The organism is Paractinoplanes tereljensis (assembly GCF_016862435.1).
Lineage (GTDB): Bacteria > Actinomycetota > Actinomycetes > Mycobacteriales > Micromonosporaceae > Actinoplanes > Actinoplanes tereljensis.
Map to the genome: position 1 here is coordinate 34,252 of NZ_BOMY01000007.1, position 24,398 is coordinate 58,649.

At 71.3% G+C, this 24,398-nt stretch carries 27 protein-coding genes and 1 pseudogene; 18 read left to right on the forward strand and 10 right to left on the reverse strand.

Annotated features, from left to right (window positions below):
• Window positions 1–115: 115 nt before the first annotated feature.
• Window positions 116–697 carry an RNA polymerase sigma factor gene (locus tag Ate02nite_RS05180; RefSeq protein ID WP_239147132.1) on the forward strand — a complete coding sequence of 194 codons (582 nt, stop codon included), beginning with the start codon at window positions 116–118 and terminating at the stop codon, window positions 695–697.
• Entirely contained in the window at window positions 690–1,625 is a 936-nt protein-coding gene (locus Ate02nite_RS05185) for a CU044_5270 family protein (RefSeq protein ID WP_203799604.1), read from the forward strand. Before Ate02nite_RS05180 ends, Ate02nite_RS05185 begins: the two co-directional genes overlap by 8 nt.
• On the opposite strand, the gene Ate02nite_RS05190 is transcribed toward Ate02nite_RS05185, so the two are convergent.
• Window positions 1,613–2,323 (reverse strand): pyrimidine reductase family protein, encoded by a 711-nt coding sequence (locus tag Ate02nite_RS05190; protein ID WP_203799619.1) that lies wholly within the window; start codon window positions 2,321–2,323, stop codon window positions 1,613–1,615. The two genes, Ate02nite_RS05185 and Ate02nite_RS05190, sit on opposite strands and share 13 nt — an antisense overlap.
• A gap of 178 nt (window positions 2,324–2,501) precedes the next feature.
• Between Ate02nite_RS05190 and Ate02nite_RS05195 the strand changes: the two genes are divergently transcribed.
• Complete coding sequence (locus tag Ate02nite_RS05195; protein ID WP_203799622.1) at window positions 2,502–3,233, forward strand: ACT domain-containing protein; 732 nt, start codon at window positions 2,502–2,504, stop codon at window positions 3,231–3,233.
• Window positions 3,234–3,327: 94 nt separating this feature from the next.
• Window positions 3,328–4,371 (forward strand): GNAT family N-acetyltransferase, encoded by a 1,044-nt coding sequence (locus tag Ate02nite_RS05200; RefSeq protein ID WP_203799624.1) that lies wholly within the window; start codon window positions 3,328–3,330, stop codon window positions 4,369–4,371.
• Here the strand turns inward: Ate02nite_RS05200 and bsaP are convergent.
• Both bsaP and bioB read right to left on the reverse strand, forming a co-directional pair.
• Window positions 4,368–4,544, reverse strand: a pseudogene (gene bsaP / locus Ate02nite_RS05205) (biotin synthase auxiliary protein BsaP); the annotation flags it as partial. The gene Ate02nite_RS05200 and the pseudogene bsaP overlap by 4 nt on opposite strands.
• 2 nt (window positions 4,545–4,546) lie before the next feature.
• The gene (gene bioB / locus Ate02nite_RS05210) at window positions 4,547–5,542 is read right to left on the reverse strand and encodes a biotin synthase BioB (protein ID WP_203799630.1); all 996 of its coding nucleotides are present in this window, start codon (window positions 5,540–5,542) and stop codon (window positions 4,547–4,549) included.
• 84 nt (window positions 5,543–5,626) lie between these two features.
• Here bioB and Ate02nite_RS05215 point away from each other — a divergent pair, with 84 nt between their 5' ends.
• The 3 genes from Ate02nite_RS05215 to Ate02nite_RS05225 all read left to right on the forward strand — a co-directional run bounded on the left by Ate02nite_RS05215 (window position 5,627) and on the right by Ate02nite_RS05225 (window position 9,564).
• Window positions 5,627–6,763: an 8-amino-7-oxononanoate synthase gene (locus Ate02nite_RS05215; protein ID WP_203799632.1), complete on the forward strand. Its 1,137-nt coding sequence runs from the start codon at window positions 5,627–5,629 to the stop codon at window positions 6,761–6,763.
• A 788-nt stretch (window positions 6,764–7,551) separates the two neighbouring features.
• Entirely contained in the window at window positions 7,552–8,271 is a 720-nt protein-coding gene (gene bioD, locus Ate02nite_RS05220) for a dethiobiotin synthase (RefSeq protein ID WP_239147147.1), read from the forward strand.
• 141 nt (window positions 8,272–8,412) lie between these two features.
• Window positions 8,413–9,564, forward strand: coding sequence for a PepSY domain-containing protein (locus Ate02nite_RS05225; RefSeq protein WP_203799635.1), 1,152 nt, complete (start codon window positions 8,413–8,415; stop codon window positions 9,562–9,564).
• A gap of 64 nt (window positions 9,565–9,628) precedes the next feature.
• Here Ate02nite_RS05225 and Ate02nite_RS05230 read toward each other — a convergent pair whose 3' ends face one another.
• Both Ate02nite_RS05230 and Ate02nite_RS05235 read right to left on the reverse strand, forming a co-directional pair.
• A complete protein-coding gene (locus tag Ate02nite_RS05230) occupies window positions 9,629–10,990 on the reverse strand; it encodes a sensor histidine kinase (protein WP_203799638.1) in 1,362 nt (453 codons plus the stop codon).
• Window positions 10,987–11,652 carry a response regulator transcription factor gene (locus Ate02nite_RS05235; RefSeq protein ID WP_203799640.1) on the reverse strand — a complete coding sequence of 222 codons (666 nt, stop codon included), beginning with the start codon at window positions 11,650–11,652 and terminating at the stop codon, window positions 10,987–10,989. Before Ate02nite_RS05235 ends, Ate02nite_RS05230 begins: the two co-directional genes overlap by 4 nt.
• A gap of 110 nt (window positions 11,653–11,762) precedes the next feature.
• On the opposite strand from Ate02nite_RS05235, the gene Ate02nite_RS05240 reads away from it, so the two are divergent.
• Complete coding sequence (locus Ate02nite_RS05240) at window positions 11,763–12,596, forward strand: PHP domain-containing protein (RefSeq protein ID WP_203799643.1); 834 nt, start codon at window positions 11,763–11,765, stop codon at window positions 12,594–12,596.
• A gap of 155 nt (window positions 12,597–12,751) precedes the next feature.
• Here the strand turns inward: Ate02nite_RS05240 and Ate02nite_RS05245 are convergent, their stop codons facing one another.
• Window positions 12,752–13,273, reverse strand: coding sequence for a DUF1697 domain-containing protein (locus Ate02nite_RS05245; protein WP_203799646.1), 522 nt, complete (start codon window positions 13,271–13,273; stop codon window positions 12,752–12,754).
• Between the two features lie 209 nt (window positions 13,274–13,482).
• On the opposite strand from Ate02nite_RS05245, the gene Ate02nite_RS05250 reads away from it, so the two are divergent.
• The gene (locus Ate02nite_RS05250) at window positions 13,483–14,049 is read left to right on the forward strand and encodes a GAF domain-containing protein (protein WP_203799648.1); all 567 of its coding nucleotides are present in this window, start codon (window positions 13,483–13,485) and stop codon (window positions 14,047–14,049) included.
• A gap of 56 nt (window positions 14,050–14,105) precedes the next feature.
• Complete coding sequence (locus Ate02nite_RS05255; protein WP_203799650.1) at window positions 14,106–15,020, forward strand: diacylglycerol/lipid kinase family protein; 915 nt, start codon at window positions 14,106–14,108, stop codon at window positions 15,018–15,020.
• Here Ate02nite_RS05255 and Ate02nite_RS05260 read toward each other — a convergent pair.
• The gene (locus tag Ate02nite_RS05260; RefSeq protein WP_203799652.1) at window positions 15,003–15,680 is read right to left on the reverse strand and encodes a cytochrome P450 family protein; all 678 of its coding nucleotides are present in this window, start codon (window positions 15,678–15,680) and stop codon (window positions 15,003–15,005) included. The genes Ate02nite_RS05255 and Ate02nite_RS05260 overlap by 18 nt on opposite strands.
• Window positions 15,681–15,877: 197 nt before the next feature.
• On the opposite strand from Ate02nite_RS05260, the gene Ate02nite_RS05265 reads away from it, so the two are divergent.
• A complete protein-coding gene (locus tag Ate02nite_RS05265; RefSeq protein ID WP_203799662.1) occupies window positions 15,878–16,030 on the forward strand; it encodes a hypothetical protein in 153 nt (50 codons plus the stop codon).
• A gap of 3 nt (window positions 16,031–16,033) precedes the next feature.
• Here the strand turns inward: Ate02nite_RS05265 and Ate02nite_RS05270 are convergent, their stop codons facing one another.
• Window positions 16,034–17,137 (reverse strand): MBL fold metallo-hydrolase, encoded by a 1,104-nt coding sequence (locus Ate02nite_RS05270; protein ID WP_203799664.1) that lies wholly within the window; start codon window positions 17,135–17,137, stop codon window positions 16,034–16,036.
• Window positions 17,138–17,204: 67 nt separating this feature from the next.
• Between Ate02nite_RS05270 and Ate02nite_RS05275 the strand changes: the two genes are divergently transcribed.
• The 7 genes from Ate02nite_RS05275 to Ate02nite_RS05305 all read left to right on the forward strand — a co-directional run bounded on the left by Ate02nite_RS05275 (window position 17,205) and on the right by Ate02nite_RS05305 (window position 22,663).
• Window positions 17,205–17,783 carry an LURP-one-related family protein gene (locus Ate02nite_RS05275; protein WP_203799666.1) on the forward strand — a complete coding sequence of 193 codons (579 nt, stop codon included), beginning with the start codon at window positions 17,205–17,207 and terminating at the stop codon, window positions 17,781–17,783.
• An 11-nt stretch (window positions 17,784–17,794) separates the two neighbouring features.
• The gene (locus Ate02nite_RS05280) at window positions 17,795–19,252 is read left to right on the forward strand and encodes a deoxyguanosinetriphosphate triphosphohydrolase family protein (protein ID WP_203799679.1); all 1,458 of its coding nucleotides are present in this window, start codon (window positions 17,795–17,797) and stop codon (window positions 19,250–19,252) included.
• Window positions 19,253–19,298: 46 nt separating this feature from the next.
• On the forward strand, window positions 19,299–20,126 hold the full coding sequence (locus tag Ate02nite_RS05285; protein ID WP_239147133.1) for an ArsR/SmtB family transcription factor: 828 nt from the start codon (window positions 19,299–19,301) through the stop codon (window positions 20,124–20,126).
• A 2-nt stretch (window positions 20,127–20,128) separates the two neighbouring features.
• A complete protein-coding gene (locus Ate02nite_RS05290) occupies window positions 20,129–20,923 on the forward strand; it encodes a thioesterase family protein (RefSeq protein ID WP_203799682.1) in 795 nt (264 codons plus the stop codon).
• Window positions 20,924–21,004: 81 nt separating this feature from the next.
• Window positions 21,005–21,559, forward strand: coding sequence for an ATP-binding transcription factor AbmR (gene abmR / locus Ate02nite_RS05295; protein WP_203799685.1), 555 nt, complete (start codon window positions 21,005–21,007; stop codon window positions 21,557–21,559).
• Between the two features lie 4 nt (window positions 21,560–21,563).
• Window positions 21,564–22,298 carry a HipA family kinase gene (locus tag Ate02nite_RS05300; RefSeq protein WP_239147134.1) on the forward strand — a complete coding sequence of 245 codons (735 nt, stop codon included), beginning with the start codon at window positions 21,564–21,566 and terminating at the stop codon, window positions 22,296–22,298.
• Window positions 22,295–22,663, forward strand: coding sequence for a DUF3037 domain-containing protein (locus Ate02nite_RS05305; protein WP_203799704.1), 369 nt, complete (start codon window positions 22,295–22,297; stop codon window positions 22,661–22,663). The genes Ate02nite_RS05300 and Ate02nite_RS05305 overlap by 4 nt, the downstream gene beginning before the upstream one ends.
• Before the next feature lie 18 nt (window positions 22,664–22,681).
• Here Ate02nite_RS05305 and Ate02nite_RS05310 read toward each other — a convergent pair whose 3' ends face one another.
• On the reverse strand, window positions 22,682–23,530 hold the full coding sequence (locus Ate02nite_RS05310; RefSeq protein ID WP_203799707.1) for a transglutaminase-like domain-containing protein: 849 nt from the start codon (window positions 23,528–23,530) through the stop codon (window positions 22,682–22,684).
• Between the two features lie 5 nt (window positions 23,531–23,535).
• Window positions 23,536–24,363: a MerR family transcriptional regulator gene (locus Ate02nite_RS05315; RefSeq protein ID WP_203799710.1), complete on the reverse strand. Its 828-nt coding sequence runs from the start codon at window positions 24,361–24,363 to the stop codon at window positions 23,536–23,538.
• Window positions 24,364–24,398: the final 35 nt, after the last annotated feature.

Below are 24,398 nucleotides of genomic sequence, written 5' to 3' on the forward strand. Positions count from 1 at the left end.
TGGTCATCCACAGATTTATCCACAAGATCTTGCCCAGGTTGTGGAGGCGCGCCCCACTATCGAACCGATCTCGGCCGATCGGTCAATGACGGGTGACGACTTGTTGAGGAGGACCGTGACCCACACCGACGTCGTGGCCGATCAAGACCTGATCCGCAGCTCCGTGTCCCAGCCGGAGACCTTCGGTCAGATCTTCGATCGGCACGCCGCGACGATCCACCGCTACCTGGCCCGGCGGGTGGGTTCCTCGCTCGCCGACGACCTGACCGCCGAGACCTTCCTGGTCGCGTTCCGCCGACGCGACAAATACGACATGTCATACCCGGACTGCCAACCCTGGCTGTACGGCATCGCCGCCAACCTGCTCCGCGGCCACCAGCGCGCCGAGATCCGCCAGTACCGCGCCCTCGCCCGCACCGGGGTCGACCCGGTCTACGCCACCGACGACCGGATCGAAGCCCGGGTCGACGCGGCCGGCGAGGTGCGCGCCCTGGCCGGGGTGCTCGCCAAGCTGCCGGCCGGCGAACGCGACGTGCTGACCCTGGTCAGTCAGGCCCAGCTCAGCTACCCGGAGGTGGCGCTGGCCCTGGGCATCCCGGTCGGGACGGTCCGCTCCCGGCTGCACAGCGCCCGCAAACGCATCCGCACCGCCCTCGGACACCCCCTCGGACATGACGGAGGACTCGACGATGAATGACCTCGAACTGGTCGAGCGGTTCCGCGCCGACCTGCCGCCGGCCGACCCGGCGGCGCTCAGCCGGGCCCGCGCCCGGATGTTCCACACCCCGCCGCCGCGCCGGCGCTGGGCCTGGGGGCTGGTCCCGGTCGGGGCGCTGGCCGCGGCGGTCACGGTCGCCGTCGTGACGGCCCGCCCGGAGGTCTCCGCACCTCCGATCACCGCCGCGCCGACCGCGCCGAGCACGCCGGCCACCGCCACCGATGCGGCCGGGGTGTTCCGGCTGGCCGCCGCCGAGGCCCGCAGCCGGCCGGCCCTGGTCGCCAAGCCCGGCCAGTTCGTCTACGTCGAGTCGATCGACGCCACCGACAACGTGGAGAACCTGGAGACGAAACCGACCTGGGTGCCGCCCAAGGAGATCAACCGGAAGATCTGGCTGGCCGTGGACGGGGTCAAGCCCGGCCTGCTGCGCACCACCGTGGTCAAGACCGGCGAGGTCAACGAGTTGCCGCTGGACGGTCGCACGGCACCGGCCTACGTGACGAACCTGCCCACCGACCCGGCCAAGATGCGGGCCTGGCTCTACTCGGACCCCGACACCGGGAACGGCGCGGACGCCACGGCGTGGAACAAGATCGCCGACACGCTGCGTGAGCAGTACCTCCCGCCGGAGGCGCAGGCCGCGATGTTCGAGGCGGCCGCCACCATCCCCGGGACGACCCTGGTCAAGCAGGCCGACCTGGCCGGCCGCAAGGGCATCGCGGTCTCTCGGCTGTCCGACTCCAAGGACGTCCGGTTCGACTACATCTTCGAGGCGACGACGTACGACTTCCTGGGCGAGCGGGTGGTAGTTGTCGGTGACCTCAAGCCGTACCCGAAGGGTGTCGTCTCTCGATGGACCGCCCAGCTGAAGGTGGCGATCGTGGATCGAGCCGGTCAGTTGCCCTGACGCGCGTAGCGCAGGAAGAGCATGTCCTCGCGGGTGAGGATGTGCCGCAGCGACATCTTCCGGGCGGCGCCCGGCGCCCCGGCCGCGATGCGGCCGGGGCCGCCGCCGACCAGCAGCGGCGAGACCGTCAGGCAGAGCTCGGTGACCAGGTCTTCGGCGATCATCGTGCCGAGCAGGCTGGGGCCGCCCTCGCAGAGCAGCTGGGTGGCGCCGCGGGCGTGCAGCGCGGCCAGGCCGGCGGCCAGGTCGACCTGGCCGTGGTCGCCGACCGCGATCACCTCGGCGTGCTTCGCGGCCTCGGAGGTGTCCGCGCCGGCATGGGTCAGCACGATCGGGCGGACCGGCGCGTCGGTGAAGATCAGCTGCTGGTAGTTGAGATTCAGGCTGCCGGAGACGATCACCATGAGCGGAAATTCCGGTAGATCATGCTGCCGGCGCCACGCACGAGCCGCGGGTGTCAGGCGCAGCGCGTCGTAATTCTCGGCTTTTATCGTGCCCGAGCCGACAATCAGCGCGTCGCACACCATCCGCAGGCTGTCGAAGATCTCCTTGTCGCCGGGGCCGTGCAGGCCGCCGGAGAGACCGTCGACCGAGACCGCGCCGTCGGCGCTGGCGATGAAATTGACCCGCAGGGTGGGCTCGTCGTTACGCGGGTACCGCCGGTCCAGACCGTCGGCCGACCACTCCTCGCAGATCACGTCGCGAGCCTAGCCCCGGCCCCATGACAGGAATTACCGTTGTCGTCAGCCATTCGGGGGTTCCCCGGAACCTTGACTCCGGAGACACGGCTCGGCAACCGGGTCGAAACGGCGATTTGGCAGGCTGAACACCACGGAGACGGCGTCACCGAGCCGTCGACCCGACGGGAGGAGCTAGATGTTGCTGCGGGTTCGAGTCACCCTGCCGGACCGTCCAGGTGCCCTCGGCCAGGTGGCCCGCACGCTCGGCGTTGCCGGAGCCGACATCGTCCAGGTCGTCGTCCTGGAACGACTCGGCGGCCGGGCCGTTGACGACTTCACCGTCGTCTGGCCGGGCGCGTCCCGCGTGGAGCGGCTTCTGGCCGGTCTCGCCGCCATCCCCGGAGTGCAGGTCGACGGCGTGTGGAAGGCGATAGGCGCTCCGGTCAACGGCGGCCACGACGCCGAGTTGCTGGCCCAGGTCGCGGCCAACCCGGCCGACGGCCTCGCCACCCTGGTCGACGCGGTCCCCGGCTTGCTCGCCGCCGACTGGGCCGCGGCCGCCGTGGTGCCGGCCGACTGGGCCGCCCGGTCCGGCGCGCCCCGCCCGTTGCCGACCGAGCCGATGCTGGGCCTGGGCGACGACGCGACGGTGGTCTACGCCAGCTGGCGTGCCCCCGCCCCGCTACAGCTTCCCGAGATCACCCCGCTCCGGGCCCGCCCGATCACCGCCCCCGAGGGCACCCGCTACGCGGTGGCTCCGTTCGGCCGGGCCGGACTGGTGCTCGTGGTCGCCCGCTCGGACGACGACGACCTGCCGGCGGCCGGTTTCCACATCACCGAGGTCGACCGGGTGGCGCAGCTCGTCCGGGCCGCCGCGGTGATCCTCGGCGACCGGCTGGACACCGCCGGTGTGCCCGCCGTCATGTGACCGGTCTCTCCGAGAAAGCCCAGCTCAAGCAATGTCCGGTTAACACCTGGGCGGCAGAATTGAAGGCAGGGAAGAGCCGGAAGGAGTGCCGAAAATGGCGCTGTGGCGGATCCGTGCAACGGTCGACGACCGACCGGGTTACCTGTCCGTTCTGACCGCGAGCCTGGCTCTGCGGTCGGTGAACATTCTTGCCGTCCAGGTGCACACCACCGAGGCGGGCGCGGTCGACGATTTCCTCGTCGACGCGCCCGACGCACTGACCGAGGCCGACCTGCTCGGGGCGATCGCCCGGGGCCGCGGCCGGGACGCGTTCGTGGCGCGCGCCGAGGCCGAGGGCCTGGCCGATCAACCGACCCGGGCACTCGTCCTGGCCGGCCGGCTGGTCCATGACCAGGACGGGTTGGGTGAGGCGCTTGTCGCCCTGCTCGACGCGGCCGAGGTCCGCTGGCGGCCCGAGCCGCTGACCGGGCGCCCCGGCTACGACGACGCGCGGATGACGCTGGCCGATCCGGCCGGCGGCTCCTACGAGGTGCTGCGCAGCCGGCCGGCGTTCACGCCCGCCGAGTTCGCCCGGGCTCAGGCCCTGGTCGAGCTGTCCGGCACGATGCTGCGCCGGCACCAGGAACAGACCACGCTGCTGCTGCCGGACGGTGCTGAGCTGACCGTGCGGCCCGCGGCCGCGGAAGACACCGAAGCCGTCCGCGAACTGCACGCCCGCGCCTCGGCGGCCACCCTGGCCAGCCGTTACCTGGGCGGTGGCGCGCCGGCCGAGGCCCGGTTGGCGCGACTGCTCGAGCCGGCCGGCGGCCGCACCCTGGTGGTGACCTCCGGCGACCGGGTGGTGGCGATGGCGAGCCTGCTCGCCGAGGGGGACCTCGGCGAAATCGCGATCCTGGTGGAGGACTGCTGGCAGCGACGCGGCATCGGCACGGCGCTGCTCCGGCGCCTGCTGGCGTACGCCGCGCGAGGCCGCTTCGCGGCCCTGGTGGCGCACACCGCCGCCGACAACGTGGCGATGCTGCGCACCCTGAAGCGGCTGGGTGCCGGCCCGGCCGACCGGGACGGCTCGATGGTCAGCGTGACGCTGGCCGTCCCCGGCCGCGAATCGGTCGGCGACGAGACGCCGGCGCTCTCCTAGGACGAGCGGGTGCCGTGCTCGACGCAGGTGGCGGTCCAGCCGGTCGGCACGACCTGCACCTTCATCCGGCGTCGGCACTGCGGGCAGAAGCGCGGGGGCTCCAGCTCCCGCGCCGACGCGCAGGCCGTGTGATCACCCTCGGCGGCCTGCTCGCCGCAGCGGTCGCAGAACGTCGTCACAGCGTCGCCGACAACGCCTTGACCGGCATCTTCAGGTCTTCGAGCAGGGCCAGGTCGTCGGTCGCGGGGCGGCCCAGCGTGGTCAGGTAGTTGCCGACGATCACCGCGTTGATGCCACCGAGCAGGCCGTCCCGCGTGCCCAGATCGCCCAGGGTGATCTCGCGCCCACCCGCGTACCGCAAAATCGTCTTGGGCATCGCCAGCCGGAAAGCGGCGATCGCGCGCAGCGCGTCCTTGCCCTCCACCACCGGCTGGTCACCGAGCGGCGTGCCCGGGCGCGGGTTGAGGAAGTTCATCGGAACCTCGTGCGGGTCCAGCTCGGCCAGCTGGGCCGCGAACTCGGCCCGCTGCTCGATCGTCTCGCCGAGGCCGAGGATGCCGCCGCAGCAGACCTCCATGCCGGAGTCGCGCACCATCTTCAGGGTGCCCCAGCGTTCATCCCAGGTGTGCGTGGTGACCACGTTGGGGAAGAAGGACTCGCAGGTCTCCAGGTTGTGGTTGTAGCGGTGCACGCCCATCTCGACCAGCTCGTCAACCTGCTCCTGGGTGAGCATGCCGAGGCTGGCCGCGACCTGGATGTCGACGGCCGCCTTGATCGCCTTGACGCCCTCGCGCATCTGGTCCATCAGCCGCTTGTCGGGCCCGCGCACGGCGGCCACGATGCAGAACTCGGTGGCTCCGGTGGCCGCGGTCTGCCGGGCCGCCTCGACCAGCGACGGAATGTCCAGCCAGATCGACCGCACCGGCGAGGCGAACAGCCCCGACTGCGAGCAGAAGTGGCAGTCCTCCGGGCAGCCGCCGGTCTTCAGCGAGACGATGCCCTCGACCTCGACCTCCGGCCCGCACCACTTCATCCGCACGTCATGGGCGAGTTGCAGCAGCTCGGGCAGGTCCTCGTCGGGTGTTTGGAGGACCTCGAGGATGGACGCCTCGTCGAGGCCCCTTCCGGTCGACAGCACCTGAGCCCGGGCCCGATCGAGGATCTCTGACATGCCCGTACCCTACAGACCTTCGCATCCGGTAGGACTGTCGGTGGTGGGTGATAGTTTGCCCTTCTCGTGATCGTTGGGGGTGCCTTGACGGGCTGGTTGGAAGCGCTGGAGCGCCTCTCCGGGAGCAGGGCCAAGGCCGGGCTCACCCGTCAGTTGCGCCCGCGTCCGGCCGACGACTTCGTCGTCGATCTGGCCGGCAACGACTACCTCGGCCTGTCCGCCCACCCTTCGGTGGTCGCGGCCGCCGCCTCAGCCCTTGCGGCGTACGGGTTGGGAGCAACCGGTTCCCGCCTGGTCCGCGGGTCCACTGACGCTCATTCCCTTCTCGAAGCTGACGTCGCCGCCTTCCTCGGTTTCTCGTCGGCCCTCGTCTTCTCCTCGGGTTACCTGGCCAACCTGGCCGCGGTCCGGGGTGCCACCGCGGTCTGTGACCTGATCGTCTCGGACGCCTACAACCACGCCTCGCTCATCGACGGCTGCAAGATCTCCGGCCGCCGCACGGTGGTCGCCCCGCACAACGACCCCACCGCGGTCGCCACGATCCTCGACGCCCACCCCGGCCAGCCCGCCGTGGTGGTCACCGAGTCGGTGTTCTCGGTCGACGGCGACCTGGCCGACCTGGCCACCCTGCACGAGGTGACGTCGTCCCGGGGCGCCCTCCTGCTCGTCGACGATGCCCACGCGGTCGGCATCCTCGGCCCCGGTGGTGCCGGTGGCGTGGCCGCCGCCGGCCTGGCCGGCCAACCCGACGTGATCGTCACCGCGACCCTCTCCAAGTCACTGGGCGGCGCCGGCGGCGTGGTCGCCGCCCCCGAGCCGTTCATCCGGCACCTGATCGACACCGGCCGCACCTTCATCTACGACACCGCCCTGCCGCCGGCCGTGGTCGCCGGCGTCCACGCGGCCCTGCAGCTGACCCGCGACGCCGACGACCGGCGCACCGTGCTCACCACCCGGGCCGACCAGGTGGTGACCCGCCTCACCGAGGCCGGCTTCCCGGTGGCCCGACCGGCCGCGGCCGTGCTGTCGGTGCTGGCCCCCGGCCCCGAGGCGGCGGTCGCCTGGGCCGCCGACTGCCGAGACCGCGGCGTGGCGGTCGGCTGTTTCCGCCCGCCGTCCACCCCCGACGGTTCCTCCCGCCTGCGCCTGACCCTGAACGCCGGCGTCCCCGACGAAGCCTTCGCCCATGCCCTGGACGTGATCGTGGAGTGCGCGCCGTGACGGCCCCCCAGCAGTCCCCCACCTCCCCCGACGTAACCGCGGTAATCACCCGCCTGCCCCAGGCCAACGCGGTCTTCACCCCCGGCCCGGCCGGCTTCACCCTCCCGCCGTTCCCGTTCCCCACCGCCACCATCGACTTCACGGCGGCGGCCGCCCCGCCGGTCGCGGCGCTCACCATCCCGGCCGCCCGGTCCGACCCGGACGCTTTCCTCGACGGCCCGCTGGGCGCCCCCATGGACCCACCCACCGACGGCCCACTCGGCGCCCCGATCGACGGCCCGCCCGGTACCTCCGCCGACGATCCCTTCGGCGCGCCCATCGACCGCCCGTTCGGCACGCGGGTCAACCCCGCCGCGCTCGACGCGCCGGTTGACGGCGGGTCGGGGGTGCCCACCGACGGGCCGTTTGGCGCGCCCGGCGGCGATGGTTCGCTCGAGGCGCTGGCCGATGGCTGGCGCAGCACGCTTGCCGACCGGAGCCTTGGTGCGACCGCTCCGCCGGTCGAGCCGCCGCCCTCGCCCTCGACGGCGCCCGCGCCTTCGCCCGAGGATCCCGGGCCCGCGCCTTCGCCCGCGGAACCGGGGACCGCGCCTCTCGGCGTACAGGACGGGCCCGGGGCCGAACCGCTCGGCGTGCCCATCTCGCCGGCGCCGGTCGGGCCCGGCCTCGACGGCGATGATCTGCCCAGCGGGCAGGCGATCGGCGAGGAGATCGCCGATGAGCCGGCGGCACAGACGCCGGAGGCGCAGCCCGCGCCGCGCCACGCCGACAGCGGCGAGTGGCGCGGAATCGTGCTGGTCACCGGCACCGACACCGACGTCGGCAAGACCATCGTCACGGCGGCCGTGGCGGCCGCCGCGCAGGCCTCCGGCCTGCGGGTCGCCGTCATCAAGCCCGGCCAGACCGGCATCGCCACCGGCGCGCCGACCGACCTCGACGTCATCAACCGGCTGGCGGCACCGGAGACCACCCGGGTGCTCGCCGAGTACCCGGAGCCGATGGCCCCACTCGCCGCCGCCACCGTCGCGTCGATGCCACCGCTGGAGCTTTACGAGGTCGTCGACGCCATTCGCACCGAGGCCGAGAAGCACGACCTGGTGCTGGTCGAGGGGGCCGGCGGCCTGCTGGTGCCGATGGGCGTGCGGCCCTCCGGCGCGTCCTGGACGCTGGCCGACCTGGCCACCACCCTGGGCGTGAAGACCATCGTGGTGGCCCGGGCCGGCCTGGGCACGCTCAACCACACCGCGCTCACCCTGGAGGCGCTGAACCGCCGTGGCGTACCAGCCGGGGTGGTGATCGGCGCTTGGCCGGCCGACCCCGAGCTGGTCCACTGGGCCAACCTCAGCGAGATGGTCCCGCACCTGATCGGCGCCCTGCCCGACGGCGCCGGCCGGATGGACCCCGGGGTCTTCCGGCGTTCCGCGCCGGGCTGGCTGACCCCGCCGCTCTACGGCGAGATCGACAACTGGCGTGTCTGGGCCGAGGAAACCGGCGAAGGCCACCACTGACCCAGGGCCGAAGCCGGCTGCGCGGTTGGGTGGCACCAGATACAGGAAACGTGCAGGACGGGTAGAGGGTCTGGTTGGCGGGGATCCGCCCGGGGCCTGGAACGCGTGGACTTCTCCGTAGCGACTCTCGCGGAGGTGGACATGCGCGAAACATCGGCCTGGGACACGATGCCCGTTGCCGGCCAGGATGTACCCGGTGCACAGGTCGGCGCCGATCAGGCGGTCGACCTGGCGCTCCGAGAGGCAGGTGGCGGCCGGCTCGCCGGGGTGCGGGTGGCCCGGGAGTTCGGCCGGGTGTCCTACCTGGTGCAGTTCGTGCGTGGGACGTGGTTGTGCACGGCGACCGTGGACGCTCGCACCGGCGAGGTCACCGCCGTCCTCGACGACGGTGCTCGGCTGCCGACCCCCCTCGACGACGGCCGGCCGGCGCCAGGTCTGGGCGGCCGCGCCGTCCTGCGGACCGATCTGCGCACCGTCTGGGACATTCGTGGTGCAGCCGACGATCCGGCGGTCTCCTACGTCGCCACCGACTCCGGGGTCGCCGTCGTCGTGCTGCGGCCGGACCGCGCCCGGGCGCTCTCGCTGGAGGCGCACCTCGCGACCGGTTTCGGGGCCACCCGCCAGGTGGCTCCGCTGCCGGGCGGTGTCGCCGGGGCGACCGCGGACGGCCGGGTGTTCCGCCTCGACCGCGACGGCCGGCTGCGATGGGAGACCCGGTTGCCCGCACCGCCGTACACCCTCGCGGCGGACCAGGCCGGGTCGCGCCTGTTGATCGCCACGAATGCCGGTGCGGTTGAGGTTGATGCCGCGAGTGGCGAGATGCGGGACGCCGGCGGGGGCCCGGTGCGGGCGGCCGAGTATCTGCCGGACGGCTCCCGTCTGCTGGCCGGTCATCGCGGTGATCTGATCCTGGTCGGCGCGAACGCGGAGCCGCGATGGGTGTGGACGCAGGGTGAGTGTCCGGAGCGGCTGTGGCTGCAGGACGGGCGTGCCTATCTGACCGGCGAGGGCGGCCTCAAGGAGGTTGTGGTCGGCGAGGGCGTGGTGGCCCGCTGGTCGGAGCCGACGGCCGAGACCGTGGAGAGCGCGGCGGTCGCCGACGGCCGGGTCTTCACCTGTGCGCCGGGCTCGCACGTGAGCCGGCACGGCTATGCCACCGCGGGTTATGACGGGCCGGTCGCCGGCATGCCGGAGCACCCGGAGGTGCTCGCGGTGGTGCGCCCGGACGGCGACGAACCCTGGCTGCTGGTCGGCCACCGGAGCGGTCTGCTCTCGGCCCACGTCGTCAACTGATCGCGGTTGCGGTGTCATGCCGGAGATCCTGCGCCTTCCCCTGGGGGGAAGCTCAAGCCTGAATTCAGGTGGACAGGGCAGCGGGCAGGCAGACGACCGCGTCGGTGCCGGGGCCGGCCATCGAGCGGAGTTCCGCCCGCCCGCCGGCCGCCTCCGCGAGCTGCCGAACGAGGGCGAGACCCAGCCCGGTGCCGCCCTTGGGTGCGTTCGGTGCCCGCCAGAACGGATCCATCGCCCGGACGCATTCCTCCGCCGTCAGGCCGGCGCCCTGATCGGTGACGTGCAGTTCCCAGCCGTCCGGCCCCGGCTGCCAGCTGACGGTGACCGTGCTGCCCGGCGGGGCCGCGCGGACGGCGTTGGAGAGCAGATTGTCGAGAATCTGCTCGACCGAACCCGGCAGCGACTGCACCCGGGCGTCCGGATCACCGGTGACCTTCAGCTCGACCGCACCGGCCGCGGCGACCGGCTGCCAGTGCTGGACGCGCATGGCCACCACGTCCGCCACCCCGGCCGGCTCGGGCCGCAGCTCGACCTGCTCGTAGCGAGCCATCTTCAGCAGCGTGTCGACCAGCCGGGTGAGCCGGTCCGTCTCGGCCAGGGCCGCCCGCAGATCGCGGCCCTGGCTCTCGGCGGCGTCGTGCTCGAGGTTCTCCAGCCGCAGCCGAAGCGCCGCCAGCGGAGTCTTGAGCTGGTGCGAGGCATGACCGATGAACGCTCGCTGGGTGGCGATCAGCGTGTGCAGCCGATGTGCGGTCGCCGCGAACGTCGTCGCGAGCCGGCGCAGCTCCGGCGGCCCGGTCGAGGTCGGCAGGAAGCCGGGCGCGGTGCCCTGGGCGGCCTGGCCGGTGGCCCGTTCCAGCGCTCGGACCGGCCGGCTGATCCAGCGGGCCAGTGCCACCGCGGTAAGCGCCGCGGCGGCCAGCACGATGACCCCGGCCGCGGCGAGCAGCAGCCAGAAGCGATGAATCCGGGTGGTCAGCGACGCCGCCGGCACGCTGACCCGGATAGCGCCCTGCGCGATGACACCCGGGTGCACCGGCACCGTCACCACGATCACCTCGCCGCTGTCCGAGCCGGTGATCCGCGCCCGTACGCGGCCCTGCCCGTGCAGCACCGCGCCGATGTCGGCCGCACCGTCCGGCAGCGGCCCGGTGGCCCGCGTGCTGGTCAGCGTCCGGCCCGCGCCATCGACGACGTCCACCTCACCGCCGAGGCGCTGGGCCGTCTCGGCGGCGAGCAGATTGACCTGCCCGCCGTCGCTGAACGCCGCGTCGACGAAGACGGCCAGGACCTCGGCATCGTGCTCGAGTTGTTCGAGCGCGTGTTGCTGCTCGTTGCGCTGCTGCATCCAGCCCAGCGGGATCTCCAGGGCGGCCAGGATGAGCAGGCCGAACGTGAGGTACGTGAGCAGCAGTCGCCGGGTCATGCGGCGTCCGCGGGCAGGATGATCAGCCGGAAACCGATCCCGCGCCGGTTTTCGATCCAGCGCGGATCGCCCAGCTTCCGCCGCAGGGCCGCGACATGGAAGTCCAGCGTCTTGCCACTGCCGAAGAAGTTCGGCTCCCACACCGTTTCGAGGATCCGCCGCCGGTCGACCACGGCGCCCGGGTCCTCGGCCAGCAGGGCCAGTAGCTGGTACTCCTTGGCGGTCAGCCCCAGCGGCGCGCCGTGCAGGGTCGCCTCGCGGAGCCGGGAATCGATCCGCAGCGGACCGAGCGGATCGCCGGCGCCCGGTCCGGCTACGACGCGACGGACCGTCGCGCGCATCCGGGCGACCAGCTCACGGGTGCTGAACGGCTTCGCCATGTAGTCGTCGGCGCCGATCTCCAGCCCGAGCACCCGGTCCGCCTCGTCGCCCCGCGCGGTGAGCATGATGATCGGCACGTCACTGACCTCGCGCAGGCGGCGACAGACGTCGATGCCATCGATGTCCGGCAGACCCAGATCCAGCAGCACGAAATCCCCGGCGGGAGCGCTCAGGGCGGCCGCACCGGTGGCCACGTGCCGAGTGACCATGCCGTATCGGGCCAGCCCGTCAATCAGCGGCTCGGCGATCGACTCGTCGTCCTCGACCAGCAGGACCTCCACGGCAGTCTCCTCACCGCGCGCCGACGGTGGAAGGGCGCGCACGGAGAGGTACGTCCGTTCGTCCCGGCCGGTTGAACGGTCGGGACCACGGCTGACGGTAGCGTCGGCGAATGCTGCCTGCCGACGGTCACGTACACAGCGAATGGTCGTGGGACGCCCCGAACGGCTCGATGGAACGCACCTGCGCGCGAGCGGTTGAGATCGGCCTGCCGGCGGTCGCCTTCACCGAACACGCCGACTGGACCGTCTGGTCGGCGGTCGAGGAGAACCTCGATCACCTGCCGCGCCTGAAGGCGCTGCGCACGCCGGAGCTGACCGTCACCCCGCCGCCCATGGACGTGGCGGGCTACCTGGAGTGCGTCGACCGGTGCCGGCACCGCTTCCCCGACCTGCGCATCATCACCGGCATCGAGGTGGGCGAACCACATCGGCACCCGGCCGCGGTCGCGGCGCTGCTCGACGCCGGCGGGTTCGAGCGGGTGCTGGGCTCGCTGCACTGCCTGCCGCTGGATGCCGGTTTCGCCGAACCACCGGCGCACCTCCGGCGGCGCGCGGCCGCCGACGTGGTCCGGGATTATCTGGCCGAGGTGCCTCGGGTGATCGCCGGTTCCGACGTCTTCGGCGTGCTCGCCCACATCGACTACGCGGTCCGCTTCTGGCCGGCCGACGGCGACCCGTTCGACGTGTCCGACTTCGAGGACGAGTTTCGTGCGGCGCTGCGCGCGCTGGCGGACAGCGGGCGGGTGCTGGAGATCAACACCTGGGGACCACCACGGCCGGAGCTGGTGCGCTGGTGGCGCGACGAGGGCGGGGAGGCGGTGACCTTCGGCAGCGACGCGCACTTGCCGGACCTGCTCGGGCGCCGCTTCGCCGAGGCCGTGGCGGTGGCCGAGGCCCACGGTTTCCGCGCCGGCGCGCACCCGTACGACCGGTGGTGGCGCTGAAAACTCGGCCTTTACCTTCCCCCTAGGTGAGGGCCCAGACTCCTCGGCATGACCATCCCGAAGGGCACTTCACCAAGGTTCGCTCGCATCACCGAGCCCGGCGGCACGGAGGCTCGACCGCCGTAACCCGGGGGCGGGGCCCCGCCCCCGGGCGTCTACATCGTCTCGGCCAGCTCGGCGAGTTTGCTGAGGGTGGCCCAGTTGCGTTCGGTGCCGTGCAGGGCGAGCCGGCGGGAGACCATGGCGGCGTTCAGCGGGTTCCCGTGCACTCCGGTGCGGTAATCGATGTAGACCTCGCGGTCCAGCACTCGGACGTCGTCGTGCTCCTCCAGGCGCTTCACTCGTTCGGTTGCCGGGTGTTCGGCCAGGAACACGACGCGGACGAGGGTGGGCCGCTCGGCGGCGGCCTCGGGGAAGGGGTTGGCAGCGAGGATCTCGCGGAGGCGGGCGTGACTGCGAACCATGACGGGTTCGTTCAGGCCGAAGTCGGTGCGCAGCACCTCGCCGATGATCGGGCCGATCTCCCGGTCGGTGCGAAGCAGGACGTTGCCGCTCTGCAGGTGCGTGCGAGCGCCTGGGAGGCCGGCCTCGGCGAGCCGCTCGACCAGGGCGGCCATCGGCACCTTGTTACGCCGGCCGAGATTGACCGCCCGCAGCAGCGCGATCCACACCGTCATTCGCCGTCGCCTCCACTCCAGTCGCCGACTCCCCTTGTTGATCGACGACCACATCATCGCGGGTCGCCGACGGCGGTGCTGACACACTCCGTGTGCGATTTTCGGGTGCGGGGTGGGCGGCCGGACGCGAATTCAGCACCAGAGGCGTTCCCGATGTGCCGGGACCGCCATAGGCTCGATGTGACCGCGATCACCTCCGAGAGGCAGTCATGACGGAGTCGGCGAACGCATACGAATACCTGGACAACGTCGGCCCGGAGGAGCGGGCACGACTCGAGGCCGTCCGGCGCTACCGGCTGGTCGATCAGCCGGTGGAGGACGCGTACGACCGGATCGCGTTCGTGGCGGCAGCCATCTTCGACACTCCGATCGCGACGGTGTCACTGGTCGAGCAGGACCGGGTGTGGCTGGCCGCCTGCCAGGGCCTCGGCGGGGTGCAGGAGGTGGGCCGGGAGCCCGGCCTGTGCGCCTCGGTGATCGCGCAGGACGACGTCTACGTGATCAACGATGCCGCCGTCGACCCGCGCACGCTCGAGCACCCGCTGGTCCGGGGCGACCTGGGCCTGCGCTTCTACGCGGCGGCGCCGATCCGCACCCACGACGGCTACCGGTTGGGCACCGTCAACGTCATCGACAGCCGCCCCCGCGAGGCGTCCCCGCGCCAGCTCCGCGCCCTGGAACATCTGGCGGCGATGGTCTCCGACGAATTGGAACTGCGCCTGATGGTTATCCGCAGCGCCGCCGCCGAACAGCGGATGCGCGAACACGTGAACTGACCAGCGCGATCGGCGGCGGTTGATTACCGGTCGGGAAAATCGGGTAGCGCAAGGCCATGCGTACCCCCCGAACGATCGCCGTGGTCGCCCACCAGCACAAGAAGCTCGATGGTGGACTGGACGAGCTGCGACGCCGGATCACCGACGGTGGCGTCGACAAGCTGACCTGGGCCGAGGTCCCGAAGAGCCGCAAGGCGCCCAAGGAGGTTCGCAAGGCCGTCGCGGCCGGAGTGGACCTGCTCGTCGTCTGGGGTGGGGACGGCATGGTGCAGCGGTCGCTCGACGTGCTGGCGCAGGAGAAGGGCGGCTCGAAGATCCCAGTGGCGATCATCCCAGCCGGCACCGGAAACCTGCTCGCCACCAACCTGGGCATCCCCACCGACCTGGAGAAGGCGGTCGACATCGCCCTGCACGGCCGGCGGCACCGCATCGACCTAGGCAAACTGGGCGGCGAGCACTTCGGCGTGATGGCCGGCATCGGCTTCGACGGCGCGATGATCCACGACGCGGACCGGAAGATGAAGGACCGCCTCGGCAAGCTCGCCTACGTCTGGACCGGCCTGCGACACGTCAACGGCGAGGCCGCCACCGCGCGCATCCTGGTCGACGGCGTGAAGTGGTTCGACGACGAGGCCAGCTGCGTGCTCATCGGCAACGTCGGCACGATCACCGGCGGCATCAGCGCGTTCGACGACGCCAAGCCGGACGACGGCTGGCTCGACGTCGGCGTCGCCACCGCCCAGGGCGCCATGCAGTGGGCACGGGCGCTGGGCACGATGGCGGTGGGCCGCTCCGACCGGTCCCCGTTCGTGCGCACGACTCGGGCCCGGCGCATCGACGTCAAACTCGAGAGCAAGATGGAATACGAACTCGACGGCGGCGCCCGCACCAAGACCAAGAGCTTCACCGCTTCGGTACGCCCCGGCGCAGTCAAGGTCTGCGTCCCCCGCGAGTCACCCAAGGCCGCCTGACTCCGGCGCTAGGCCGGCCAAGGCCAGGGCGTGGGCGCGGCCGGGGCAGCGACGTGGGCCGGCGCCGAAAGCGAGGTCGCCAGCAAGGGCGACCAGCACCTCCTCGCCGGCTTCCACCGCATGGCCGCCGGGCAGCGCCGTGGCGGCCGTGGCCTGGCGCTTCGTGGCGGCCACCGGCGGATCGTCACGAAAGACCGAAGCCGGCGAACGGTCGCGCAGGCGGTCGATCAGCGCGGCGGTGGCGTCGCAGGCCTGGACCAGGACGCCGATGCGGGCCGCGGTCTGCTCGTCGTGAGTGCCGGACAGGGTCTCGATCAGGCTTTCGACCGCGGCGTCGGCCCGGGGATCGTCGCCGGTGCCGGGGCGGTAGGCCTGGGCGATCTCCCGCACCAGGTCGACCACCGGGGCGGTGATTCCCATCGCGCGGGCCAGCGTCACCACCGGATGCTCGTCGCCGGCTCGCTGCAGAGCGGCCGGCGGGATCCGGTCGATGATCTCGACGGCCAGGGCTCGGCGGCGGTCGTGATCGGGGCCGGTGCCGAAGCGGCCGACCGATGCACGCAGCCAGGCGATGCCGAAGGTGCCAGGTGGGACCGGTGGGACCACGAACGCGGGGTCGGTCAGAACGGCCAAGGCCGCCCGGCCGTCAATCTTCTGCATGAACCCGGACGCTAGAGGCGGGACCGTTCGGTGACGGCCGAAGACTCGAAGATCCTCGCGACAAAAGACGGATTTGCGACAAAAACTCCGTACCGAAATGGGGTTTTTATGGGTTTATTTGCGTGTCAATCCCCTGGATCGGAGAGCTGGTGAGGCTGCAGACTGGCCTTCCACTACGCATCTTCAGGGGGTTCGACATGACGTACCGCCCGAGTACCGCAGTGCGCAACGCCCGCCGGGCAGGCCGCAGCACCCGCCGAGACGCGCTGGCCCATACGGTCCAGTTCATCTCGGCTTCGGTGATCATTCTGGCCACGCTGTTCGCCGCCGCTTTCAACGCGGCCCGCTGAAGGTCAGGCGATCTGCTGCCACCAGCCGTCGACCGGCGGCGGGTTGTCGACGTCGACCCGCTCGCCGGGACGCGGAATCGCCAGCTTGACGTCGCGAGCCTTGGCTTCGGCCCAGGCGCGGTCGGCCGGCTCGGACCAGTCGTGCAGGGCCAGGTTGAAGGTGGCCCAGTGCACCGGGATCATCACGCCGCCACGCACGTCGACGTGGGTGGCCACGCCGTCCTCCGGGATCATGTGGATGTCCGGCCACTGATCGCCGTACGCCCCGATCTGCACCAGGGTGACGTCGAACGGACCATGCTCCTCGCCGACCTCGGCGAAGCCGGGGAAATATCCGGTGTCGCCGGAGTAGAAGACCTTGCGGGTCGGTCCGTTGATCACCCAGCTGGTCCAGAGGGTCTCGTCGCGGCTGAAGCCCCGGCCGGAGAAGTGCCGGGCGGCGGTGGCGACGAACTCGATGCCGGCCACCTTGGCGTGCTCGTTCCAGTCAAGCTCGATGATGCGGGTGGCGGGCACGCCCCAGCGCTCCAGGTGCGCGCCCACGCCGAGCGGCACCAGGAACGGCGCGGCCTGCAGGTCGACCAGGTTCTGGATGGTGTCCATGTCGAGGTGGTCGTAGTGATCGTGGGAGATCAGCACGGCGTCGATCGGCGGCAGGTCGCGCAGCGCCACCGGCGGCTCGTGCAGCCGCTTCGGTCCGGACAGCTGGGACGGCGAGCAGCGATCGCTCCAGACCGGGTCGAGCAGCACCCGGCGGCCCTCGATCTCGACGAGCGCCGAGGAATGCCCGTACCAGGTGACGTGCAGGCCCTCGGCGTCCAGACCGGGGACCGGTTTGACGACCGGGATCGGCTGGTGCGGGCGGCGGGCCTCGCGGTCACGCATCGCGGCGACGGCCATCCGGGGCATGCTGGCGGCGGAGAGGGGGCTGGCGGGGACCGTGTTACGGAACTTGCCCTCCGCGAACTGCGGGGAAGCCAGGACGCGGGCCAGCCGGTCGCCCTTGGCCTTGGCGCCCATCTGCCGCGGGATGTCCTTCGCCACCCACACGGCGGCAGCGCCCAGCGCCAGAGCGATCAGTGAACCGGTTCGTCCCCGCTTAGTCATCACCCCAGTTTGACGGGCGGAAGGCCGTCCCCGCCACCAAGGCGGAAAGGATCTAGACTGCGCGGCCGTGACTGTCGACACTCTTCAAACTCAGCAACAGCTGATCGTCCGTCAGCGGATCCGGCTGATGGTCAACCAATATGAGATCCACGCCGTCACTCCGGACGGCCAGGAAGCCGGCATCCTCGCCTTCGCCCAGCAGAAGCGGATGGCGTTCAAGGAGCAGGTCACCCTGTACTCCGACGACACCAAGACGACCCCGGTGCTGGGCTTCAAGGCCCGCCAGGTGATCGATCTGGGTGCCACCTACGACGTCACCGACGCGAGCGGTGCGCCGATCGGACTGTTCCGGAAGAACTTCAAGGAGTCGCTGCTGCGCTCCACCTGGCACCTCGAGCAGCCCGGTTACGGCGAGATGATCGGCCGGGAGAGCAACCTGACCGTTGCGATCCTGCGTCGGTTCGTGGACTCGCTGTCCTGGCTGCCGTACCACTTCGAGTTCCTGATCGGCGACCGTCCGGCGTTCTCGGTGGTCAAGAAGTGGGGCCTGCGCGACCGTTACGTGGTCACGCTGCACGACCCGCAGCTGGACCGCCGGCTCGTCGCGGCGATGGCGGTTGCGCTGGACGCTCTGCAGTCCCGGTAGCGTTGCGGGGTATGGACGATTCTCGGGCTCAACGTTTGTTCGGAGACAGCCTGGTCGCGCCGGGTGATCTCGCGGCCAGCCCGTTCCGGGTCGACCGGGACCGGATCGTCAGTTCCCCCTTCTTCGCCAGGTTGGCCGGCGTCACCCAGGTGATCAGCCCGGGTGGCGCCGGCCTCCTCGTGCACAACCGGATGACGCACAGCCTGAAGGTCGCCCAGGTGGCTCGGGCGATCGCGGAGCGACTACTAAAAGCCGACAAATCTGATTTGTCGGAGAAGCTGGGCGGACTCGACCCGGACGTCGTCGAAGCCGCCGCCCTCGCCCACGACCTCGGCCACCCGCCCTTCGGCCACCTCGGCGAACGCGTCCTCGACCAGCTCGCCCGCCACCGGCTGGGCATCGCCGACGGCTTCGAGGGCAACGCCCAGTCGTACCGGATCGTCACCAGCACCGAGATCCGCGGCCAGGCCACCATCGGCCTCAACCTCACCAACGCCGTCCGCGCCGCGATCCTCAAATACCCGTGGACCAGGCACGGCACCGCCCGTTACATGGATCCCCCGCCGCGCGGCGCCGCGCCGACCGCCGAGGATCCGGATGCCGGCTCGCTCAAGTTCGGCGCTTACAACACCGAGGTCGACGACATGGTCGCGGCCCGGGCGCCGTTCGCCGGCCGGGTGGCCGACTGGCAGCAGACCGTCGAGGCATCGGTGATGGACACCGCCGACGACATCGCCTACGCCATCCACGACCTGGAGGACGTGCACCGGGTCGGCGTCCTCCAGCAGGGCGCGGTCGCCGCCGAGCTGATGGCCTGGCAGCGCTGGGGGCCCGATTCGGATCCGACCCGGGCCGGCGGCGCGATCGAGTCGCTGCGCCGCCAGCTGCACCGCAAGGACGGCTGGATGGCCAACGACGACGCGTTCACGGCCGCCGTCGAGCTGGTGCGGGCCGAGCTGGTCGACGGCCTGCTGGCCCGCCCGTTCGACGGTTCGCTGGAGGCGGAGGCCCAGGTCGCGGCGTTCTCGGCGAACTGGACCCGGCGCCTGGTCGAGTCGATCGAGCTGATCGGCCAGCCCGCCGTCCGCTCCGGTCACGTCCAGCTCTCGGTCGCCCAGTGGCACGAGGTCCAGGTCCTCAAGTTCGTCCAGAACCGTTTCGTCCTGGCCCGCCCCGACCTGGCCCTGCACCAGCGCGGCCAGGCCCGCCTGCTCGCGTCGCTGGTGGAGGCGCTGCTGTCCTGGCTCACGGACCCCGACGAGGAGGAGCGCATCCCCCGCCGGCTGCGCGACCTGGTCGAACTGGCCGACACCGAACTCCCCGACGGCACACCGGACCGCCTGGGCCAGGCCCGCGGCCGAGCCGTGATCGACTTCGTCGCCGGCCTGACCGACAACCAGGCGGTAGGCCTGATGGAGGTGCTGTCCGGCCGCTCCCGCCAGCTCTGGACGGACGCCTTCGTTCTCTAAAGCCTTCACTTGACGTTATGCAGTCTGACACCTGCATAATGCTCGGGTGAGCGACGCCGTGTTCAAAGCGCTCGCCGACCCCACCCGTCGGCGTCTGCTCGACAGCCTGCGGAGAGCGGACGGGCAGACGCTCGGGCAGCTCTGCGGGCAGGTGGAGATGGCCCGGCAGTCGGTCACCCAGCATCTGGCCGTTCTCGAAGAGGCCAGCCTGATCAGCACGGTGCGTCACGGCCGGGAGAAGCTGCACTACCTCAATCCGGTCCCGATCCACGACATGCAGCAGCGCTGGCTCGCGCCGTTCGATCAGTCCCGGCTGAACGCGCTGGCCGCCATCAAGCAGAACGCGGAGGAGCCAGACATGAAGCCGAGCTTCGTCTACGTGACCTACATCGAGAGCACCCCCGAGCGGGTGTGGCACGCCCTCACCGACGCCGACCTGACCGCCGAGTACTGGGGGCACAGCAACATCTCCGACTGGCAGCCCGGCTCGCGCTGGGAGCACCGCCGCGTCGACGGCTCGGCAATCGTCGACTGCGTGGGGCGGGTGCTCGAGTCCACCCCGCCGACCCGGCTGGTCATCACGTTCGAGGACCCGAGCGACCCGGCCGCGGGAACACCGGAGGCGGCCGACCCGTCGACCGTGACCTTCACCGTCGAGCCTTACCACGACATCGTGCGGCTGACCGTGACCCACGAGAACCTGGTCGGCGACGACGAGCTCCACGCGATCTCGGCCGGCTGGCCCGCGGTCATGGCCAACCTGAAGTCGAAGCTCGAAACCGGCCACGTCCTGCCCCAGGCCCCGTGGGAGATGCACGCCGAGCTGCGCGACGCCCAGATGGCGCGCCACGACTCCGAAATCGCCCGCAGGTGAAAATGAGGACCTTCGCGGAAGCGACGGCCGTGAGCGGCGGAAACGGCACCTATGAGGCCGAGCTCGACCCGCAGTGGGCGATCGGCGACAAGCTGCACGGCGGCTATCTGATGGCGGTCCTCGGCCGGGCCGTCGCCGCCGACGACACCGACCACCCGCACCTGGTCGCGGTCACCACCTCGTTTCTGCGGCCGCCGAAGCCGGGCCGGGTGACCGCGTCGGTCGAGCTGCTCCGCGCCGGCCGCAGCCAGGCGCAGTACCGGGCCCGACTCGAACAGGATGGCGTGCCCTGCGCTGAGGCGCTTGTCACCCAGGGGACGCTGGACGAGTCGGACGCCTGGTGGAGTGGGGCGAGCCTGCCCGACATGCCGGACGAGGACGAATGCTTCCTGCTCCCGTCGAACCCGCCCGGCGCGCAGTTCCCGGTGCACCTGATGGACGTGGTCGAGCACCGGCTCGACCCGGCCGGTCTGGGCTTCGCGATCGGGCAACCCTCCACCACCGGGCGGATGGCCGCCTGGCTGCGCCTGGCCGACGGCGCCGACTGGGACCCGCTGAGCACGTTGATCGCTCTCGACCCGGCCCCGCCGATCTCGCTGACTCTGGGCGTGACGGGCTGGGCGCCGACCATCACGCTCACCGCTTACCTGCGGCGACTGCCGTCGCCCGGCCCGCTGCGGGTGGCCATGCACGCCACCGAGATCGTCGCGAGCCGGATGGACGAGATCGCCTTCGTCTGGGATGCAAAAGGCAACCTCGTGGGTCAGGCCACCCAGCTCGCGGCGATCAGAACCTGACTTCAGCCTCCGGCGAACGCGATGGCAGTAAACGCCGTAACGGTGTAATCCTGTAATCACGTTCGTATGGGGAGGTTGGATATGCGTTACCGTCCCGCTCCGCCGGGGGCCCGCAACGAGCCCCCGGCTGCTGACGACGCCGCTGCCTGGGTCACCGGGGCTATCCCGGACGGGTGGTTCACCGAGCGGCCCGAGGTCGTGGTCGATCGCGACGAGATCATCATTTGGGCCCGCGTGGCCGCGCCGGACCTCGGCGCCGACGCCACCGATGCCGACCGGGCGGCCGCCCAGGCCGGCCGGATCAACCAGTTCCGCGAGGACACCCGGGAGGACCGGATCCGGGTGGCTCGCCAGGTCGAGCACCGCTATCAGCGCAAGGTCGCCTGGGGCGTGCGCTGCGGCGACACCAATGAATTGTTCACCCATCTCTCTGCTCCCGTGATGACGCGGCTGCGCCAGCCCGAGCGGCAGATTCTGGACACGCTGGTCGATGCCGGCGTGGCCCGCTCCCGGTCGGAGGCGCTGGCCTGGTGCGTGAAGCTGGTCGGGCAGCACACCGAGGAGTGGCTGACCGACCTGCGTGAGGCCATGACGAAGGTCGACGAGCTGCGGCGGCAGGGTCCCGCCACCGCCTGATCTAATGAGCGGCGTGCTACGTCAGGTAACCGCCCTCCGCTATGTCACGCCGCTCCGTGAGGGTGGTTCCCTGCCCGGCGTCGTCGAGGCCGACGACCTGGGGACGTATGTCGTGAAGTTTCGCGGCGCCGGGCAGGGACCGAAGGCGCTGGTCGCCGAGGTGATCTCCGGCGAGCTGGCCCGCCGGCTGGGCCTGCCCGTCCCCGAGCTGGCCGTGGTGCATCTGGACCCGATCGTGGCGCGGGCCGAGCCCGACGAGGAGGTCCAGGAGCTGATCAAGGCCAGCGCCGGGGCCAACCTGGGGATGGACTTCCTGCCCGGGTCTCTCGGGTATGACCCGGTCGCACACCCGGTCGACCCGGTACTGGCGTCGAAGGTGATCGCCTTCGACGCCTTCGTGGAGAACGTGGACCGCAGCTGGCGCAACCCGAACCTCCTGATGTGGCACAACGCGCTGTGGCTGATCGACCACGGCGCCACCCTCTATTTCCACCACAACTGGCCTCGTGCCGAGGCCGTGGTGCACCGCCCTTACAAGTGGGACGACCACGTGCTCAAGCCGTACGCCACGGCGCTGGCGACCGAGGGCCCGGCGCTGGCCGCCCGGCTTACCCCAGAGCTGATCGCCGAGGTGCTGGCCCTCGTGCCCGACGAGTGGCTGGACGACGACGGGGACCGCGACGCATACCTCAACCACCTGACCCGGCGGGCCGAGCAGCCGGAGGCGTGGCTGCCGTGAGAGTCCCCTACGAGTACGCCATCATCCAGGCCGTTCCCCGCATCGAGCGCGGCGAACTGATCAACGTGGGCGTCGTGCTTTACAGCCAGCGCCTCGACTTCCTGGCCGCCCGCACCCACCTGCACGAGGAACGCCTGCGCGCCCTCGACCCGAAGGCCGACGTGCCGGCCATCGCGGCCGCCCTGTCCGCGTGGGAGGCCACCTGCACCGGCGCGGGTGCGGCCGCCGCGATGAAGCAGGGCGAACGTTTCCGCTGGCTGGTGGCCCCCCGCAGTACCATCCTGAGGGCCGGCCCGGTGCACATGGGCCTGGCCGTCGACCCGGCCACCGAACTCGACCGCCTCCTGACCCTCCTCGTCCGCTGAGGCCGCCACCGGCGGTGGTCAGGTGGAACGGCGCAGGTCGACCCGCGACGGTGCACGGTCGGGGGTCGCGCACGTGATGTGGTCGCCCGGGCGCAGGCGCGGGTCGGAGGCGTAGAGGTCGGCCAGCTTGCGCTCGGCGCCTCGGTCGCCCGCGTCGGCCGACTGCAGCAGATCGGCTATCTCGTCGATCACCGCGAGGTCGTCGCCCAGCTGGAGGCTCACGCCGCCCCAGACATCCCAGAGCAGCAGCTCGTCGCCGCGGCGGTGGGCCAGCTCGTAGATGACGTAGTTACGCACGAACGCGGCGCCCCTCAGCTCATCGGGCAGCTCGGGACCGACGCCGAACTTGTCCACGTCGATCTCGCCGCGACGATAGGCCGCCCACACCTGGGCGGCCGGGCGCAGACCACCCGTGCTCAGTCGCACGTCGGGCAGGCCGAGCTGGCTGTCGGTGGCGATCCAGCGGGAGCCGTCCCAATACTCCGTGATCACGTGGTCGAGGTGGAACAGCGGGTCGAAGTAGTCGGCGAAGCCGATTCGGCTGCGCGCCGGCACGCCCTTGTGCCGCAGGGCGGCCACCGTCAGCAGCGTGAAATCGCGGCAGCAACCGACGATGCGTTGCGACTGCGGGCGCGGCTCGGCGAGCGGGGCGGCATAGCGGCCGCGGTCGGCGTCGAGCATGCGGTCGACCCAGCGGCTGTCGATCTCGGTGAGCCGATCGGGTGGGAAGTCGATGCCGGAACCGCGATAGTGCACCACGAGGTTGCGCACGACCTCGCCGATGCCGTCGGGGTCGGCAGGCAGCGGATCGAACAGCGCCGCGTGCTGCCGGGGGTTGGAGAACCGGGTCTGCCGGGTGTAGTCCATGTCGTTCACTCCTCGATGGGTATCGCCACGTGCACGAACGGATCGGTGCCGGCGATCCGGTGCCACTCGTCCAGATAGATCTCGCGCTCGGGACCGATGCGTTGCAGCCCCTGCGTGCTCACGTAGTCGTCGACCGCCTGGTAGGCCCGCATGATGCGCGGGTAGAAGCAGTCGTCGCGGGCCACCGTCGCGTAGGCCTCGCGGTGCGCCGCCTCCAGCCGGATCGTGATCTCGCCGAGCGGTTCGACCACCCCGGTGAACGGGATGCAGACCTCGATGGTCGCCTCGCTCTCCGGCGTGACCGGGCCGTGGAAGATCACCCAGTGCTCGGCGAACTCGGTCTCGACCCAGCCGTGCAGGTGGGAGCGGATCGCCCACTCCAGATCGCGAATGGCCTCGACCAGGCCGTTCTGATCGACCGCGGTGCGGATCGAAGCGATCTTGAAGGCCGGGACGTCGCGGACCCGCACCGTGTAGCTCGCCTCGACGGAACTCGCGCTGTTGACGAGCCGGCCACGCAACCAGCTGAAACTCCCCCGCCTGGCCTGCATCGCCGCCTCTTCCGCGGCCCACCAGCGGTCGAGGCGGAGCACCGCTTCCACGTCGGGCGCGTCGAGGATCTCGGCGGCGATCGCGAGAGGCATCTCGAGCCGGCGGAGCACGCTGAGGCGGCGGGCGCGCTCCAGCTGGTCCGGGTGGTAGCGGCGATAGCTGTTGAGCGGATCGACCGAGGCCGGCCGCAGCAGACCCGACTCGTCGTAAGCACGAAGGACTTTCGTCGTGAGGCCGGCCCGGCGGGCGAACTCACCGATGGAGAGCGTCGCGGTGGTCATGGGGACGAGTCTGGGCCTTCCCCTGGGGGGAAGGT

Bases quoted from the DNA above. Each gene is read 5' to 3' on its own strand.
- Ate02nite_RS05240 (WP_203799643.1), top strand. From the start codon at position 11,763: ATGCTGCCTGCCGACGGTCACGTACACAGCGAATGGTCGTGGGACGCC.
- bioB (WP_203799630.1), bottom strand. From the start codon at position 5,542: ATGTCAGAGATCCTCGATCGGGCCCGGGCTCAGGTGCTGTCGACCGGA.
- Ate02nite_RS05270 (WP_203799664.1), bottom strand. From the start codon at position 17,137: ATGACTAAGCGGGGACGAACCGGTTCACTGATCGCTCTGGCGCTGGGC.
- Ate02nite_RS05250 (WP_203799648.1), top strand. From the start codon at position 13,483: ATGACGGAGTCGGCGAACGCATACGAATACCTGGACAACGTCGGCCCG.
- abmR (WP_203799685.1), top strand. From the start codon at position 21,005: ATGCGTTACCGTCCCGCTCCGCCGGGGGCCCGCAACGAGCCCCCGGCT.
- Ate02nite_RS05255 (WP_203799650.1), top strand. From the start codon at position 14,106: ATGCGTACCCCCCGAACGATCGCCGTGGTCGCCCACCAGCACAAGAAG.
- Ate02nite_RS05315 (WP_203799710.1), bottom strand. From the start codon at position 24,363: ATGACCACCGCGACGCTCTCCATCGGTGAGTTCGCCCGCCGGGCCGGC.
- Ate02nite_RS05265 (WP_203799662.1), top strand. From the start codon at position 15,878: ATGACGTACCGCCCGAGTACCGCAGTGCGCAACGCCCGCCGGGCAGGC.
- Ate02nite_RS05310 (WP_203799707.1), bottom strand. From the start codon at position 23,530: ATGGACTACACCCGGCAGACCCGGTTCTCCAACCCCCGGCAGCACGCG.
- Ate02nite_RS05245 (WP_203799646.1), bottom strand. From the start codon at position 13,273: ATGACGGTGTGGATCGCGCTGCTGCGGGCGGTCAATCTCGGCCGGCGT.
- Ate02nite_RS05230 (WP_203799638.1), bottom strand. From the start codon at position 10,990: ATGACCCGGCGACTGCTGCTCACGTACCTCACGTTCGGCCTGCTCATC.
- Ate02nite_RS05300 (WP_239147134.1), top strand. From the start codon at position 21,564: ATGAGCGGCGTGCTACGTCAGGTAACCGCCCTCCGCTATGTCACGCCG.
- Ate02nite_RS05260 (WP_203799652.1), bottom strand. From the start codon at position 15,680: ATGCAGAAGATTGACGGCCGGGCGGCCTTGGCCGTTCTGACCGACCCC.
- Ate02nite_RS05290 (WP_203799682.1), top strand. From the start codon at position 20,129: ATGAGGACCTTCGCGGAAGCGACGGCCGTGAGCGGCGGAAACGGCACC.
- Ate02nite_RS05185 (WP_203799604.1), top strand. From the start codon at position 690: ATGAATGACCTCGAACTGGTCGAGCGGTTCCGCGCCGACCTGCCGCCG.
- Ate02nite_RS05195 (WP_203799622.1), top strand. From the start codon at position 2,502: ATGTTGCTGCGGGTTCGAGTCACCCTGCCGGACCGTCCAGGTGCCCTC.
- Ate02nite_RS05280 (WP_203799679.1), top strand. From the start codon at position 17,795: ATGGACGATTCTCGGGCTCAACGTTTGTTCGGAGACAGCCTGGTCGCG.
- Ate02nite_RS05225 (WP_203799635.1), top strand. From the start codon at position 8,413: ATGCGCGAAACATCGGCCTGGGACACGATGCCCGTTGCCGGCCAGGAT.
- Ate02nite_RS05200 (WP_203799624.1), top strand. From the start codon at position 3,328: ATGGCGCTGTGGCGGATCCGTGCAACGGTCGACGACCGACCGGGTTAC.